Here is a 15,398-nt window from a genome sequence, read left to right on the forward strand (position 1 = left end):
CGCCGCGGCCGCCGCCGCACCCGCCGCGCCGGCTCCGGCCCCGGCGCCCGCGTCCGCGCCGCCGGCCGAGCCCGCCGAGCCCGCCCCGCCGCCGGGCCGGCGTCCCCCACGTCGAGGAGGCGCCGCGCGCCGAGCTGCGCGGGGACAAGCCGGCCGCGTCCATCCGCGTGGACGTGGATCGCCTCGACGAGATCGCCGCGCTCGCCGGCGACGTGATGGTCGAGGGCGCGCGCGCGATGCGCCGCTCCAGGGACCTGGTCGGCCTGTTCGCCCGCTGGGCGCGCATCTCCGACCGCGTCGTCGCGCTCGCCGAGCGCGTGCGCGACCCGCGCACCGCGAAGCTCGTCGAGCAGATCGAGGGCGACGTCCACCTGCTCCGCTCCGACACCTTCCGCTTCGCGCGCGTCCACTCGGAGGCCGCCTCCAGCGCGCACGCGCAGCTGGGCCAGCTCTCCGAGCGCATCGGCGAGGCCCGCCTCATCCCGCTCTCCGGCGTGCTGGCCGGCTTCCCGCGGGCGGTGCGCGACATGGCGCACGAGCAGGCCAAGGAGGTCGAGTGCGTGGTGCGCGGCGCCGAGACCGGGGTGGACAAGTCCATCCTGCTCTCGCTGAACGACCCGCTCGTCCACCTGGTGCGCAACTCGGTGGACCACGGCGTCGAGGCGCCCGACGAGCGCGAGCGCGCCGGGAAGCCGCGGGTGGGGCGCATCACCATCTCGGCACGGACCGACGGCGACCTGCTCGCGGTGACGGTGGACGACGACGGGCGCGGCATCACCCCGGCCACGGTGCGCGCCGCGGCGCTGCGCAAGGGGCTCATCGGCGAGCAGCAGGCGGCGAGCCTCTCCTCGCGCGCCGCCCTGGACCTCATCTTCACCCCCGGGTTCTCCACCCGCGAGCAGGCCGGCGAGACCAGCGGCCGCGGGGTGGGGCTCGACGTGGTCCGCAAGCGCGTGACCGCGCTGGGCGGGTCGGTGACGGTGGAGTCGAGCCCGGGCAAGGGCACGCGCTTCACGCTGCGCATGCCGCAGTCGCTGTCGCTCATGAAGGTCCTGCTGGTCCGCATCGACGACGACGTCTACGGCGTCCCGGCGGTGGACGTGGACAGCGTGGGCCGGCTCGACCCCAGGGACACCACCGAGGTGGCCGGCATCCGCGCGGTGCGCTACCGCAACCGGCTCATGCCGGTGGTGGCGCTCGGGCCGCTGCTCTCGCTGAACGGCGGCCCGCGCGCGCAGCGCCCCATGGTCGTGTACGTGAGCCACGGCTCCGAGGGCGCGGCGGTGGTGGTGGACGGCCTGCACGGCGAGCGCGAGGTGGCGGTGAAGGCCCCGGGCGCGTTCCTGAAGGGCATGCGCTTCGTCACCGGCGCCGCGGCGCTGGAGGACGGGCGCGTGGCGGTGCTGCTCTCCACCCCGGACCTGGTGAACGCCGCGCGCCGGCTCGCCTCGCCCGCCATGACCCGCGGGCGCGACCGCCGCCGGCTCCGGATCCTGCTGGTGGACGACAGCGCCATCGCGCGCGAGGCCGAGGCCGCGCTGCTCCGCTCGCTCGGCCACGAGGTGGACGAGGCGGTGGACGGCGAGGACGGCTGGGCGCGGCTGCAGAACGGCCAGTACCACCTGCTCGTCACCGACGTGCAGATGCCGGTGCTCGACGGCATCGACCTCACCCGCCGGGTGAAGGCGACGCCGCGCTTCGTGAAGCTGCCCATCGTGATCATGTCCTCGCTCTCCGCGCCCGAGGAGCGGCGGCGGGGCGTGGACGCCGGCGCCGACGCGTACCTGGTGAAGGGCGAGCTCGACGCGGAGAGCCTCGCGGTCACGCTCGAGCGGCTGTGCGGGGTCCCCACGTGAGCCTGGCCGCGGTGGACCGGCCCATCCGCGTGCTGGTCGCCGACGACTCGGAGCTGTTCCGCGAGCTGCTCGCGCGCGTCGTCGCGGCCGAGCCGGGCTTCGAGGTGGCGGCGGTCGCGGCCGACGGCGACGCGGCGGCGGCCATGACCCGCGCGCTGCGGCCCGACGTCGTCACCATGGACCTGCACATGCCCGACGCCGACGGCTACTCGGGCATCGCGCGGATCATGGCGGAGACGCCCACGCCCATCCTGGTGCTCACCGCGAACCCCACCGAGGCGGCGGGCTTCCGCGCCCTCTCGCTGGGCGCGCTCGACATCCTGGAGAAGCCGTCGGCGAGCGCCGACCTGGGCGAGTACGGCCGGCTCATCCGCTCGCGGCTGCGGCTGCTCGCCGGCGTGAAGGTGATCCGCCACCTGCGCGGCCTGCGGGAGCGCCGCGACGCCGCGCCGGCCCGCGCCGCCCGCGTCGAGGTGGTGGTGATCGGCGCCTCGCTGGGCGGCCCCCGCGCTCTGGCGGCGGTGCTCCGCGGCCTCCCGCCCGACTTCGCCGCGCCCATCGCGGTGGTCCAGCACATCGCCGACGGCTTCACCGCCGGCCTCGCCGGCTGGCTCGCGCAGGAGTCGCGCCTCGACGTGCGCGAGGCGCGCGACGGCGAGCCGCTGCGCGCCGGCCGGGTGATCATCGCGCCGACCGGGCGCCACCTGGTCCTGGGCGACGGGGTGGCGCGGCTCTCCGACGCCCCGCCGGTGGACACGTTCCGCCCCTCGGTGACGCCGCTGTTCACCTCCGCGGCGCGGCAGTACGGGCGCCGCTGCTGCGGCGTGCTGCTCACCGGCATGGGCCGGGACGGCGCCGAGGGGCTGCGCGTCATCAAGGACGCGGGCGGTCCCACGCTGGCGCAGGACGAGGCCACCAGCGCGGTGTTCGGGATGGCGCGCGCCGCGGTGGAGCTCGGGGCGGTGGACCGGGTGCTGCCGGTGGACGAGATCCCGCGCGCGCTCCGGGAGCTGGCGCGGTGAAGCCCGTCGCGTCCGAGCACCTGCTGGACCTGGCCGCGCTGCTCAAGGAGCGCGTCGGGCTCCACGTGCGCCGCGAGGGCCACTCCGCGCTGCGCATCGCCGTGGCGGCGCGCCTCGAGGCCCTCGCCGCGGTGGCCGACTCCGGCGCGTACCTCGCGCTGCTCCGCTCGGGCGCCGGCGACGAGGAGCTGCGGCGCCTGCTGCCGCTCGTCACGGTGGGCAAGACCAGCTTCTTCCGCGACGAGCGGCAGTTCCGGGCGCTCGACGCGATCCTGCCGGGCCTGCTCGAGCGCGCACGCTCCGGCGGCCGGCGCGTGGCCATCTGGTCCGCCGGCTGCGCCACGGGCGAGGAGCCGTACTCGATCGCGATGGCCGCCTCCGAGGCCGGGGCCAGCCCGGACGACGTCGAGATCCTCGCCACCGACGTGAACCCCGAGGCGGTCGCGTTCGCGGCGCGCGGCGCCTACGAGCCCCGGCGCGTCCGCGAGATCCCCCCGCACTTCCTCGGCCGGCACTTCGACCGGGACGGCGACGCGTTCCACGTGCGCGCCGGCCTGCGCCGGTACCTGCGCGCCATCCGTCCGCACAACCTGGTGTCGTCCGCGTTCCCGCGCCCGGCCGAGGGCGGCTGGGACGTCGTGTTCTGCCGCAACGTCATCATCTATTTCGACACGCCCACCACGCAGGCGGTGCTGGCGCAGTTCCACGAGGCGCTGGCGCCCGGCGGCTACCTGTTCCTGGGTTACTCGGAGTCGCTGTTCCGCCTGTTCGACGGGTTCGAGCTGACCGAGGTGTCCGGCGCGTTCCTGTACCGCCGCCCCGAGGCGCCGACCCGCGCCGGCCCGTCCGCCCCGCTGCCGCCGCCGTCCCGCCCGCACCTGGTGCAGATGCCGGCGGCGCCGCCGCCGGTGCGCCACCTCGCGTTCGCGCCGCCGCCCGCCGCGCGGCCCTCGGCGCCCGCGCCCGATCCCGAGCCGCTGCCCCTCGCGCCGCAGGAGTACCTGGACGCCGCCGTGGCGCTGTTCGCGGACGGCCGGTTCGGCGCCGCGCGCGAGCTGCTGGAGCGGCTGCTGGAGAAGGGCGGCGACGACCTGGCCGCGCGCCTCACGCTCGCGAACCTGTACGGCGTGCTGCGCCAGCCGGACCGGGCCCGCGCCAGCTACGAGGCCGCGCTCGCGCTCGAGCCGCTCAGCGCCGAGGCGCACCTGTTCTACGGGATCCACCTGCTCTCGGGCGGCGACGCCGAGGGGGCCGCGCTGGAGCTCTCGCGCGCGCTGTTCCTCGACCCCGATCTCGCGCTCGGCCACTACTACCTGGGCCGCTGCCGCGAGGCGCAGCGGGACGTGGTGCGGGCCCGGCTGGCGTACCGCAACGCCCTGGAGGCCTACCGGCGCCGCCCCGACGGACGGGCGCAGGCGTTCCTGGGGTACTATCCGGACATCCCCGAGGACGGCAGCGCGTTCGCGCGCGCGGCCGAGTACGCGCTGGCCGCCCTGTAGCGGCGGACCGGAGCTCCCGGCGGGAGGCGAACCGACATGGCCGAGAAGAAGCGCATCCTCCTGCTCGACGACTCGGCGATCACGCTCGAGATGGAGAAGGCCGTGCTCGAGGACCGCGGCTACCGCGTCGCGACCGCCTCCAACCTGCTGGAGTTCCAGGCGCAGCTGGACGGGTTCCAGCCCGAGGTGATCCTCACCGACCTCATGATGCCGGACATCTCGGGCAAGGACATCGTGCGCGTGCTGAAGCAGGACTTCCACACCGAGAAGATCCCCATCATCCTGTTCAGCTCGAAGACCGACGAGGAGCTCGAGCCCATCGCCGAGCAGGCCGGCGCCGACGGCTTCCTCTCCAAGTCGCACGGCATCGAGCGGCTCGGGGACATGGTGGACGAGCTGGTCGAGTCGATCATCTGGTGAGAACCTGGTACGCGTCATTGGGCGGTGACCCGTCATGCGATTCGCGGTGAGCCTCCTGTCCTTCAGGCCAGGGCGCGTGGGGGGCACCGAGACGTATTTGCGCGAGCTCCTGCGGCACGTCGCGGCAGCGGCCGGTGATGACCGGGTGACGCTTGTCGGGTCTGCCGCCGGGCTGGCGTCGATCGATGCGCCAGGCACGGACCAGGTTGAAGTCGCGGAGACCGACGCAGCGCTGGTATCCGCGCGGTTGGCGGAGGCATTCACTCCCTGGCGAGCGCGCGCAATCGAGCGAGCGTTTGCGCGACTCGACGCGGACGCGGTTCTCTTTCCGCAGCAGTCGATCTTTCCAGCGCGATCCGGCGTGCGGGCTGTCGTCACCGTTCATGATCTGCTGCACGTCACGCATCCCGAGCAGATCTCTCCGCTCGATAGAGCGTTCCGGGCCCGCGTCTACGCACGGAGCCTGAAGTCCGCGGCAGGCATCATTGCCATCTCCGGCGTCACACGCCGCGAGCTGCTGCAGAGGTGTCAGGTGGATCCGGCCATCGTAGCCGTCGTTCCGCACGGGGCTCGGCCGGCGCCGCTCCAGCGGCCGCAGGCGTGGGCCGGCGCAACAGGGCCGTACCTCTACTATCCGGCGGCAACCTGGCCGCACAAAGCGCACGCGACTCTCTTTCGATCCTACGCGGCCTTGCGGAAGGCTGGGCGGCTGCGCGAGCGCTTGGTCCTTACCGGACAGCAGACGGCGCACTGGCGGGCCCTCGCGCGCTTGGCGCGCGCGCTCGGGATCGCCGACGACGTCGTTCATCTCGGCTTTGTTCCCCCCGCTCACGTCGAGGCGATCTACGTCGGCGCGCGAGCGGTCGTGTTCCCGAGCATGCACGAGGGATTCGGCCTGCCCGTGCTCGAGGCGGCGCGCCTCGGGGTCTCGGTAGTCACGTCCCGACTCGAAGTCTTCGAGGAGATCGGCGTTCCGGAGGCGCTGCGTATCGATTTCGAGGATCCGGAGCAGCTGGCGGCTGCCCTCGAGGCCGGCCCGCTTCCGTTGACGCGGGTCCCCGCGACGTGGTTCGAGGTCGCGGGCATGACCGTGCACCAGATGCGCGATGCTGCGAAGCGCGCGTTGCCCCGAGTGACCTCGTGGTAAGCTGTAGGGGCGTCGCGAAGTCGCGGCGCTTGGCGCGCCTCCATGTCGACGCTCCCTCTTGCTCGACTCGCCCCGCCGCGTGCGGCCGGATCGTCGTCGGCGTGAGCAGCCGTCATGTCGTCCGCCGCGTGGTGCTGGTCTCATGAGGCAAGGTGAATGCGAAGACTGCTCATCGTCGATCACGTCATGAGCGCCGGCGGCGTCGAGAGGGTGCTCCACGGCCTCATCGGCGCTCTCATCGAGCTCCCGGAAGCACGCGAGTGGGACATCACGCTCCTGCTTGCTCGCCACAACTCCGCCGGGCTCCGGTGCGAATGGCCAAGCGCGCTGGTTGCTCCGAACGTGCATGTCGAGTGGCTCGGGGAGCGCACGCGGCTGGGTCGCACGCTGAACTCACTCGTGACACCGAGAAGGAGCCTTGCGGCGAGGCTTCCCTTTCTGGCGCTCCGGAGGCTCGGCCCGCGAGTGTGGCGGGCCCGGGCGGGCGATCCCGGCCCGTGCATCGCGGAGGTGTGCGAACGATTCGACGTGGCATACTTCACCTGGCCGCTCGGCATGGCCGTACCGCGCGTCGCCATCCCCGTGGTCACGACTCCCGCGGACTTCAACTTCAAGCACTTCCTCGGCAAGGCGGATCCGGTGCGATGGGTGACCGAACGCCACATGAAGGCATGGCTCGCCCGGGCCGATCGCCTCCTGCTCACGAGCGAATCCGTTCGCGACGAGCTTCGTCAGTACTACCCCGAGCATGCGGGTCGAACCGAGGTCGTCCGCCTGGGCGTCGACGCAGTGGCGCGTCCCCCGTCGGCCGAAGCGCTGGACGCGGTTCGGCGGACTCGCAACCTGCCGGATCGGTTCGTGCTCATGGCAGGGTGGGTGGCTCCCCACAAGAATCAGCTGGCGCTCATCGAAGCGATGAGCGCCCTGCGCTCCCACGGAACGTCCGTGCCCGTCGTCTTCGTGGGGCCCAACGCCGAGAAGCTGGGCAGCAGTGTGCCCGCATCAGGATGGGCCCGGCCATACGTCGAGCAGGTCCGCAGCACCCTCGGACGACTCGGGTTCGTTCACGGGCGCGACTATCACGCCCTCGGCTTCGTCTCGGACGACGAGCTCGAGTGCTTGTACAGGCTCGCCAGCGCGTTCGTGCTCCCCTCTCTCTATGAAGGCTTTGGCCTGCCGGGGCTGGAAGCCATGCGCGCAGGATGCCCGACCTTGCTCGCGGCAATTCCCCCCCTGCGCGAGCAGGATCACCTGCTTGGTGGGGTGGCACGCATGTTCGATCCAAGGGACAGCGCGGCGCTCGCGCGGGAGCTGGAGTCCGTCCTCGGCGACCGGCCTGGCGCGCTGGCGCAGGCGGCTCTCGCGGCGGATCGGGTCCCCCGGGTATTCGACTGGCGCAAGACGGCTCGCGCGTACCTGCGCGTGTTCGCCGAGGCCATGGATCGGCCGCGACGGGCACCGAGACCAGCGAGCGGTGTGGCCCGCAGCCCGAGGGCGACGGCTCGCTGAGGGGCGCGCCAACCCCGGCGTGGACTTCGGCGGAGGTCACGGGAAATCCCGCTTCGTCTCCGTGGAGGCGATCCATTTCCATGGTCTAATCCGGCGCCATGGCGCTCGAGGACGTGAGGCGAAGCTGGGAGACGCTGGCCCGTAGCGACCCCCTCTGGGCCATCTTGACCGACCCCGCAAGGAAGGGGGGGCGGTGGGATCTGGACGAGTTCCTGGCGAGCGGGCGGGTCGAGATAGAACGCGTGATGGCGCGCGCCGCCGAGCTCGGGCGCCCCGCCCGCCGTGAGCGTGCGCTCGATTTTGGCTGCGGGGTGGGTCGCCTCACGCAGGCGCTCTGCGCTCACTTCGAGCGCTGCGATGGAGTGGACATCGCGTCCGGCATGGTCGAGCAGGCGCGCCGCCTGAACGCGTTCGGCGATCGCTGTGCTTACCACCAGAACACCGTTCCGGACCTTCGCCTGTTCCCGGACGGTACGTTCGACTTCGCTTACTCCAACATCGTGCTTCAGCACGTGCCGCCGGCCGCGGCGCGCGCCTACCTCGCCGAACTTGTGCGCGTGCTCCGCCCGGGGGGGCTTCTGGTGTTCCAGATTCCAGCGCGAATGCGGTTGCCGCGTGCACTTTGGCGCCCGTTGGAGCGTTCCGTGGCGCGGGTGATAGCCAGAATTCGCGCAGAGCCGATCATGGAGATGTACGGTCTACGGCGGCGGCCCGTGGAGCGAGTGATCCGAGCAGCTGGCGGGATGATGCTGGCGTTCGAACCGGACGACTCGGCCGGCCATGCCTGGATCTCCTACCGTTACTGGGTCAGCCGCGGATGCTAGTCCAGCATCGATGGCTGCGCGCGATGGACGCAGGGTTCACGTAGCGGGCGAGAAAGTAGAGTCCGGGATGCGCGCCTACGAGATCATCCACGCGAAGCGCGACGGCAGGCCCCTGCCCGCGGACGCCATCGCGGCGCTGGTGGACGGGTTCACCCGCGGCGAGGTGCCCGACTACCAGATGGCGGCGTTCTGCATGGCGGTGTTCTTCCGCGGCATGGACGACGGCGAGGTGCGCGCGCTCACCGAGGCGATGCTCCGCTCCGGCGACGTGCTCGACCTCTCCGACGTCCCGGGCGCCAAGGTGGACAAGCACTCCACCGGCGGCGTGGGCGACAAGGTCTCGCTCGCGCTGGCGCCGCTCGCGGCCGCCTGCGGCGTGAAGGTGCCGATGATCTCCGGGCGCGGCCTGGGCCACACCGGCGGCACGCTCGACAAGCTGGAGGCGATCCCCGGGTTCCGGGTGGACCTGCCGGTGGAGCGCTTCCGCGCGCTGGTGCGCGAGGTGGGCGCCTGCCTCGTCGGCCAGACCGCGCGCCTCGCGCCGGCGGACCGCAAGCTGTACGCGCTCCGCGACGTGACCGCCACGGTGGAGTCGATCCCGCTCATCGCCGCCTCGATCATGTCGAAGAAGCTGGCCGAGGGGATCGACGCGCTCGTGCTGGACGTGAAGGTCGGCTCGGGCGCGTTCATGAAGCGGCCGGAGGACGCGCGGGCGCTGGCGCGCACGCTCGCGGCCATCGGGCGCGGGATGGGCAAGCGCGTCACCGCGCTGCTCACCGCGATGGACCAGCCGCTCGGCCGCGCGGTGGGCAACGCGCTGGAGGTCGCGGAGGTGGTCGAGCTGCTGCGCGGCGGCGGGCCCGCGGACCTGCGGGCGGTCACGGTCGAGCTCACCGCGGAGATGCTGCTCGCCGGCGGCGTCGCGGCCGAGCTCGCCGCGGCGCGCGCGGCGGTGGAGCGCGCCATCGCCGACGGGAGCGGGCTCGCGAAGCTGGAGGAGATCGTCGCGGCGCAGGGCGGCGACGTCGCCGTCATCCGCGACCCCTCGCGGCTGCCGCGCGCCGCCGGCACCTACCCGGTCCCCGCGCCCGCCGCGGGCTTCGTGCAGGCGGTGGACACCGAGGCGGTGGGGCTCGCCGCCGTCGCGCTCGGCGCCGGGCGCGCCCGGGTGGAGGACCCGGTCGATCCGGCGGTGGGCATCCTCGTCGAGCGGAAGCTCGGTGACCGCGTCGAGCGCGGCGAGCCGCTCTGCGTCGTCCACCACGGCCCGCGGAGCGAGCCGCGCGAGCGCATCGCCGCCCGGCTCGCCGGCGCGTACCGGATCGGCCCGGCCGCACCCCCGGCCGCGCCCCTGTTCCTCGAGAGGATGGCATGACCCGCCGCGCCGATCTCTCCACCCGGCTCTCCTACGCGCTCGCCTGGGTGCGCGGCCAGGCCGAGGCCGCCCCCGTCGCCGGCGTCATCCTGGGCTCGGGCCTGTCCGCGTTCGCCGAGCGCCTGCAGCACCCGGTGATCATCCCGTACGAGCGCATCCCGGGCTTTCCGGTCTCCAAGGTGGTGGGCCACCCCGGGCGGCTGGTGCTCGGGGAGCTGGACGCGGAGGGCGGCCCGGTGCCCATCGCCGCCATGCAGGGGCGGGTGCACGCGTACGAGGGCTGGTCGCCGGAGGACGTCGCCTTCGGCGCCCGGGTGCTGTGCGGCCTCGGCGTCCGCGCGCTGCTCGTCACCAACGCGGCCGGCGGGGTGAACCCCGCGCTCGGCCCGGGCGACCTGGTGCGCATCACGGATCACCTGAACCTCTCCGGCCAGAACCCGCTGGTCGGCGAGAACCTGGACCGGCTCGGGCCGCGGTTCCCGGACCTGTCCGAGGCGTACGACGAGCGGCTGGGCGCGCTGCTCGACGCGAGCGCGGCGGAGCTCGGGTTCCCGCTGGCCCGCGGGGTGTACGCCTGCATGCTCGGGCCCTCGTACGAGACGCCCGCCGAGGTGCGCATGCTCCGCGCGCTCGGCGCGGACCTGGTGGGCATGTCCACCGTCCCGGAGGTGATCGCCGCGCGCCACATGGGCGTGCCGGTGGCGGGGCTGTCGGTGGTGACGAACCACGCCGCCGGGCTGGTGCGAAAGCCGCTGACGCACGCGGAGGTGGCCGCGACCGCGGACCGCGTCAGGGACCGGCTGGGGGCGCTGGTGTCGGCGTTCCTCGCACGGGCCGGGCGTTGATGGCGCCGCCGGGCGCTGCTAGCCTCGCGATCCCGAGGTGAAGCGCATGCGTGAGCCGAACGCGGCAGGTGGACCGACGGTGACGCCGGAGGCGGATCGACGCGACAGCGGCCGGGTGCCGGTGGAGCTGCTGGTGCGCGACGCCGCGCTGGGCGGCTCCTTCGAGCCGCGCCGGGGCAACCTGGCGCTGGGCGGCGTGTACTTCGACGGCCTCCACCCGCCCGAGGGCAGCCGGTTCGAGCTGCGGTTCATCCTGCCCGGCCACGGCGACGAGATCCGCGCGGTCGCCGAGGTGCTGGGGGTCACGCGCGAGGACGGCCGCTTCGGCACGCACCTGCGCTTCGTGGAGATCCCGCTCGACGCGGAGCTCGCCATCGCGCGCTTCCTCCAGCAGGCCTGAGCGCGTGGCGCCCCGGTCCCGGCCCCACGACGAGCTCGTCCGCGCCGCGCGCGCCGCGCGCGGGCGGGCCTACGCCCCGTACTCGCGCTTCAAGGTGGGGGCGGCGGTGCGCGCCGGCGAGGCCGTTCACGCGGGGTGCAACGTCGAGAACGCGAGCTATGGCCTGACCGTCTGCGCCGAGCGCGCCGCGGTCGCCGCCGCGGTGGCCGCAGGGGCCCGGCGGCTGGACGCGGTGGTGGTGGCGAGCGGCACGAGCCCCCCGACGCCGCCCTGCGGCGCCTGCCTCCAGACGCTCGCCGAGTTCGGCGGGCCGGGCCTCCCGGTGGTGCTCGCCGGCGCGCGCGGCGCCCGCGTCGAGACCACCCTGGGCGCGCTGCTCCCCAGCGCCTTCGGGCGCCGGTTCCTGTAGCCCGGGGCCCGGCGCGCCGGCGCGGGCGAACGGCCGCACGCCCGCGCGATTGACGCCGCGGGGCCCCGGCCCTATGAACGGCGGCGTGCAGGTCTTCCGCTCCCCCGAGCAGGCGGCCGCCGCCGGCGTGCTCCGCGGCGGCGCGATCGCGATCGGGAACTTCGACGGCGTCCACCTCGGCCACCAGAAGCTCGCCGAGGTGGCGCGCGCCTGGGCCGCCTCGCGCGGCCGCAACGCCGGCGTGCTCACCTTCGAGCCGCACCCGGTCCGCGTGCTCCGGCCGCAGCTCGCCCCGCGCGTGATCACGCCGCTGCCGCGCAAGCTCGAGCTGCTCGCCGGCCTCGGGCTCGACGCCGCGGTGGTCCAGCCGTTCGACCTCGGCTACGCCGGCACGCCCGCGGCCGAGTTCGCGGCGCGCGACCTGGCCGGCCGGCTCGAGGTGGCCGACGTGGTGGTCGGCTGGGACTTCACCGCCGGCCGCGACCGCGCCCGCGTGGACGCGCTCCGTCCGCTGCTGGAGCGCCACGGCATCTCGCTCCACGTGGTGGACCCGGTCACGGTGGACGGCCTGGTGGTCTCGTCCACCAAGGTCCGCGAGTTCCTGCGCGAGGGGAACGTGGAGGCCGCCGCGCAGCTGCTGACGCGGCCCTACGATCTCGACGGCGAGGTGGCGCGCGGGGCCGGGCGCGGGCGCGGCTTCGGGTTTCCCACCGCGAACGTGGCGACCACGGGCCTGCTCCCCGCGAACGGCGTCTACGTGGTCCGCGCGGAGCTGGGCGGCGTGCGCCGCGAGACCGGCCTGTCCGGCGCCTCGGTCCACGGCGGCGTGTGCAACGTGGGCGTGAAACCCACCGTGGAGTCGGGGGCGTCACCGGTCGCCGAGGCGCACCTGTTCGACTTCGACGGCCGGGACCTCTACGGCACGCCCATCCGGCTCGCCTTCCTGGCCCGCCTGCGCGACGAGCGGCGCTTCCCGTCGGTGGAGGCGCTGCGCGCGCAGATCGCGCGCGACGTCGAGGCGGCGCGCCGCGTGCTCGCGGGCTGAGCCGCGCCCGGCAACGGGCGGCGCCGATGTAGGGACGGCGGCGCTTTCTCCTTGCAAATCGCGGGCTTCGACCTGGCCCGTTCCTTGACCCTCCCAGGAAGCGCCTGTTAAGGTCGCTGGGCTCCCCGCGCGGATCCCGCCGCGCTCCGGCGAAGGCAACGAGGACCAAGACGACATGTCCGGACGGCTCGGCGAACTGCTGGTGCGGGAGAACCTCATCTCCCTGCAGCAGCTGCAGAAGGCCCAGGACGAGCAGCGCAAGACCGGAGGGCGCATCGGCTCGCTGCTGGTGAAGCAGGGCGCGATCGCCGAGAGCGACCTCACCGGCTTCCTCTCGAAGCAGTACGGCGTCCCGGCGATCTCGCTGAAGGACTTCGACATCGACGACGAGGTGCTGAAGCTCGTCCCCAAGGCGACCGCGGAGAAGCACCAGGTCATCCCGGTGAACCGCGCCGGCTCCTCGCTCATCGTGGCGATGAGCGACCCGTCCAACATCTTCGCCATCGACGACGTCAAGTTCCTCACCGGCTACAACGTCGAGGTGGTGGTCGCCTCGGAGCAGGCCATCCGGGAGGCGATCGAGAAGTACTACGCGGAGAAGGGGCCCGACCTCGACGAGGTGATGCAGGGCTTCGACGACTCGGAGGTCGCGATCGTCGAGGCCGAGGGCGACGACATGAACGTCGTCGACCTCGAGAAGAGCGCGGAGGAGGCGCCGGTCGTCAAGCTGGTGAACCTCATCCTGCTCGACGCCATCAAGAAGGGCGCGTCGGACATCCACGTCGAGCCCTACGAGAAGGACTTCCGCGTCCGCTTCCGCATCGACGGCGTGCTGTACGAGGTGATGAAGCCGCCCATGAAGCTGCGGAACGCCATCATCTCGCGCCTCAAGATCATGTCGGAGCTCGACATCTCCGAGCGCCGGCTGCCGCAGGACGGGCGCATCAAGCTGAAGCTGGGCAAGGGCAAGGAGATGGACTTCCGCGTCTCCATCTGCCCGACGCTGTTCGGCGAGAAGGTGGTGATGCGCCTCCTCGACAAGTCGAACCTGCAGCTCGACATGACCAAGCTCGGGTTCGAGGAGCAGCAGCTCAAGGACTTCATGGAGGCGATCGACCGGCCCTACGGCATGGTGCTCGTCACCGGCCCGACCGGCTCCGGCAAGACGACCACGCTGTACTCGGCGCTCTCCAAGCTGAACGAGGTCGCCTGGAACATCTCCACCGCCGAGGACCCGGTGGAGTTCAACTTCTTCGGCATCAACCAGGTCCAGATGCACGAGGACATCGGCCTCAACTTCGCGGCCGCGCTGCGCAGCTTCCTGCGGCAGGACCCCGACATCATCATGGTCGGCGAGATCCGCGACTTCGAGACCGCCGAGATCGGCGTGAAGGCCGCGCTCACCGGACACCTCGTGCTCTCGACGCTGCACACCAACGACGCGCCCGGCACCGTCTCCCGCCTCCTCAACATGGGCATCGAGCCGTTCCTGGTGACCGCGTCGCTGAACGCGATCGTAGCGCAGCGGCTCTGCCGCCGCCTCTGCCCGGAGTGCCGCAAGCCGGTGGCGCCGGACGAGCAGGCGCTGCTCGACGCCGGGTTCCCCGCCGAGGAGATCGGCACGTTCCAGGTGTACGAGCCGGGCGGCTGCAAGGCCTGCAACGACCGCGGCTACAAGGGGCGCGTGGCGGTGTACGAGGTCATGCCGCTCTGGGACGGGCTGAAGGAGCTCGTCATCCAGGGCTGCTCCGCCGCCGAGCTGAAGCAGGAGGCGATCCGCCTCGGCTTCCGCACGCTGCGCATGAGCGCCCTCAACAAGGTGAAGTCCGGCATGACCAGCCTCGCCGAGGCGGTCGGCAACACCGCGCCGGACAAGTTCTAGGAGGCGGTCCCCCTTGGCGAACCTGCACCAGCTCCTGAAGGCGATGGTCGAGAAGGGGGCCTCCGACCTCCACGTCACCACCGGGTCCCCGCCCCAGCTCCGCATCGACGGCAAGCTGGTGCCGCTCAAGACGCCGCCGCTCTCGCCGGTGGAGACGAAGCAGCTCTGCTACTCGATCCTCACCGACGCGCAGAAGCACAAGTTCGAGGAGGAGAGCGAGCTCGACCTCTCCTTCGGCGTGAAGGGGCTCTCCCGCTTCCGCGCCAACGTCTTCATGCAGCGCGGCGCGGTGGCCGGCGCGTTCCGCACCATCCCCTTCAAGATCCTCACGTTCCAGGAGCTGGGCCTGCCGCCCATCGTGGCCGAGCTGGCCAAGAAGCCGCGCGGCCTGGTGCTCGTCACCGGCCCCACCGGCTCGGGCAAGTCCACCACGCTCGCGTCGATCATCGACAAGATCAACACCGACCGGCACGAGCACATCATCACGATCGAGGATCCGATCGAGTACCTGCACCCGCACAAGAACTGCGTGGTGAACCAGCGCGAGGTCGGGGCGGACACCGCCTCGTTCAAGAAGGCGCTCAAGTACATCCTCCGCCAGGATCCCGACGTGGTGCTGGTCGGCGAGATGCGCGACCTCGAGACCATCGAGGCGGCGCTGGTGATCTCCGAGACCGGCCACCTGGCCTTCGCGACGCTGCACACGAACAGCGCGGTCCAGACCATCAACCGCATCCTCGACGTCTTCCCGCCCTACCAGCAGCCGCAGGTCCGCGCGCAGCTCTCCTTCGTGCTGGAGGGCGTGCTCACCCAGAACCTGCTGCCCAAGGCCGGCGGCCCCGGCCGCGTGCTCATCATCGAGGTGATGGTCCCGAACCCCGCCATCCGGAACCTCATTCGCGAGGACAAGGTGCACCAGGTCTACTCGCAGATGCAGGTCGGCCAGGCCAAGTTCGGCATGCAGACCTTCAACCAGAGCCTCGCGATGGCGTTCGCGAAGCGCCTCATCACGCTGGAGGAGGCGCTCGGCCGCTCCTCCGACGCGGAGGAGCTGAAGAACATCATCGCGAGCGGCGCCGCGATGCGCGGCCCGCCGCAAGGTGCGGCGCGGTAGGAGCCCCGGATTCGACCCGATCCCACCCCCGCGCTAGGATGCGGGGGCCGT

At 72.8% G+C, this 15,398-nt stretch carries 14 protein-coding genes; all 14 read left to right on the top strand.

The features are described from left to right. On the top strand, positions 1-1,856 hold a 1,856-nt coding region (locus PSR1_RS05820; protein ID WP_237757833.1), incomplete at its 5' end, for a hybrid sensor histidine kinase/response regulator. Further along, on the top strand, positions 1,853-2,878 hold the full coding sequence (gene cheB, locus PSR1_RS05825; protein WP_059436713.1) for a chemotaxis-specific protein-glutamate methyltransferase CheB: 1,026 nt from the start codon (positions 1,853-1,855) through the stop codon (positions 2,876-2,878). The genes PSR1_RS05820 and cheB, both read left to right, overlap by 4 nt. After that, positions 2,875-4,377 carry a CheR family methyltransferase gene (locus PSR1_RS05830; RefSeq protein ID WP_059436684.1) on the top strand — a complete coding sequence of 501 codons (1,503 nt, stop codon included), beginning with the start codon at positions 2,875-2,877 and terminating at the stop codon, positions 4,375-4,377. Before cheB ends, PSR1_RS05830 begins: the two co-directional genes overlap by 4 nt. Before the next feature lie 36 nt (positions 4,378-4,413). Then, positions 4,414-4,797: a PleD family two-component system response regulator gene (locus PSR1_RS05835; protein ID WP_059436685.1), complete on the top strand. Its 384-nt coding sequence runs from the start codon at positions 4,414-4,416 to the stop codon at positions 4,795-4,797. 34 nt (positions 4,798-4,831) lie between these two features. After that, the gene (locus tag PSR1_RS05840; protein WP_059436686.1) at positions 4,832-5,944 is read left to right on the top strand and encodes a glycosyltransferase family 1 protein; all 1,113 of its coding nucleotides are present in this window, start codon (positions 4,832-4,834) and stop codon (positions 5,942-5,944) included. Positions 5,945-6,100: 156 nt separating this feature from the next. Next, positions 6,101-7,453: a glycosyltransferase family 1 protein gene (locus PSR1_RS05845; protein ID WP_059436687.1), complete on the top strand. Its 1,353-nt coding sequence runs from the start codon at positions 6,101-6,103 to the stop codon at positions 7,451-7,453. Positions 7,454-7,551: 98 nt separating this feature from the next. Beyond that, positions 7,552-8,277 carry a class I SAM-dependent methyltransferase gene (locus PSR1_RS05850; RefSeq protein ID WP_059436688.1) on the top strand — a complete coding sequence of 242 codons (726 nt, stop codon included), beginning with the start codon at positions 7,552-7,554 and terminating at the stop codon, positions 8,275-8,277. A gap of 67 nt (positions 8,278-8,344) precedes the next feature. After that, positions 8,345-9,652, top strand: a complete 1,308-nt coding sequence (locus PSR1_RS05855) for a thymidine phosphorylase (RefSeq protein WP_059436689.1) — start codon at positions 8,345-8,347, stop codon at positions 9,650-9,652. After that, complete coding sequence (locus tag PSR1_RS05860; protein ID WP_059436690.1) at positions 9,649-10,497, top strand: purine-nucleoside phosphorylase; 849 nt, start codon at positions 9,649-9,651, stop codon at positions 10,495-10,497. The genes PSR1_RS05855 and PSR1_RS05860 overlap by 4 nt, the downstream gene beginning before the upstream one ends. A 46-nt stretch (positions 10,498-10,543) precedes the next feature. Further along, positions 10,544-10,897 (top strand): PilZ domain-containing protein, encoded by a 354-nt coding sequence (locus tag PSR1_RS05865; RefSeq protein WP_059436691.1) that lies wholly within the window; start codon positions 10,544-10,546, stop codon positions 10,895-10,897. A gap of 4 nt (positions 10,898-10,901) precedes the next feature. Further along, positions 10,902-11,306: a cytidine deaminase gene (locus PSR1_RS05870; RefSeq protein ID WP_059436692.1), complete on the top strand. Its 405-nt coding sequence runs from the start codon at positions 10,902-10,904 to the stop codon at positions 11,304-11,306. Between the two features lie 73 nt (positions 11,307-11,379). Then, a complete protein-coding gene (ribF, locus tag PSR1_RS05875; RefSeq protein WP_059436693.1) occupies positions 11,380-12,351 on the top strand; it encodes a riboflavin biosynthesis protein RibF in 972 nt (323 codons plus the stop codon). Between the two features lie 175 nt (positions 12,352-12,526). After that, entirely contained in the window at positions 12,527-14,233 is a 1,707-nt protein-coding gene (pilB, locus tag PSR1_RS05880) for a type IV-A pilus assembly ATPase PilB (protein ID WP_059436694.1), read from the top strand. 13 nt (positions 14,234-14,246) lie between these two features. Beyond that, positions 14,247-15,347, top strand: coding sequence for a type IV pilus twitching motility protein PilT (locus tag PSR1_RS05885; protein WP_059436695.1), 1,101 nt, complete (start codon positions 14,247-14,249; stop codon positions 15,345-15,347). Positions 15,348-15,398: the final 51 nt, after the last annotated feature.

This window comes from Anaeromyxobacter sp. PSR-1, assembly GCF_000964525.1.
Taxonomy (GTDB): domain Bacteria; phylum Myxococcota; class Myxococcia; order Myxococcales; family Anaeromyxobacteraceae; genus Anaeromyxobacter.

Excerpts from the sequence above, each read along its gene's own strand:
- PSR1_RS05840 (WP_059436686.1), top strand. The coding sequence starts at position 4,832 with ATGCGATTCGCGGTGAGCCTCCTGTCCTTCAGGCCAGGGCGCGTGGGG.
- PSR1_RS05850 (WP_059436688.1), top strand. The coding sequence starts at position 7,552 with ATGGCGCTCGAGGACGTGAGGCGAAGCTGGGAGACGCTGGCCCGTAGC.
- PSR1_RS05865 (WP_059436691.1), top strand. The coding sequence starts at position 10,544 with ATGCGTGAGCCGAACGCGGCAGGTGGACCGACGGTGACGCCGGAGGCG.
- PSR1_RS05845 (WP_059436687.1), top strand. The coding sequence starts at position 6,101 with ATGCGAAGACTGCTCATCGTCGATCACGTCATGAGCGCCGGCGGCGTC.
- ribF (WP_059436693.1), top strand. The coding sequence starts at position 11,380 with ATGAACGGCGGCGTGCAGGTCTTCCGCTCCCCCGAGCAGGCGGCCGCC.
- PSR1_RS05860 (WP_059436690.1), top strand. The coding sequence starts at position 9,649 with ATGACCCGCCGCGCCGATCTCTCCACCCGGCTCTCCTACGCGCTCGCC.
- PSR1_RS05855 (WP_059436689.1), top strand. The coding sequence starts at position 8,345 with ATGCGCGCCTACGAGATCATCCACGCGAAGCGCGACGGCAGGCCCCTG.
- PSR1_RS05835 (WP_059436685.1), top strand. The coding sequence starts at position 4,414 with ATGGCCGAGAAGAAGCGCATCCTCCTGCTCGACGACTCGGCGATCACG.
- pilB (WP_059436694.1), top strand. The coding sequence starts at position 12,527 with ATGTCCGGACGGCTCGGCGAACTGCTGGTGCGGGAGAACCTCATCTCC.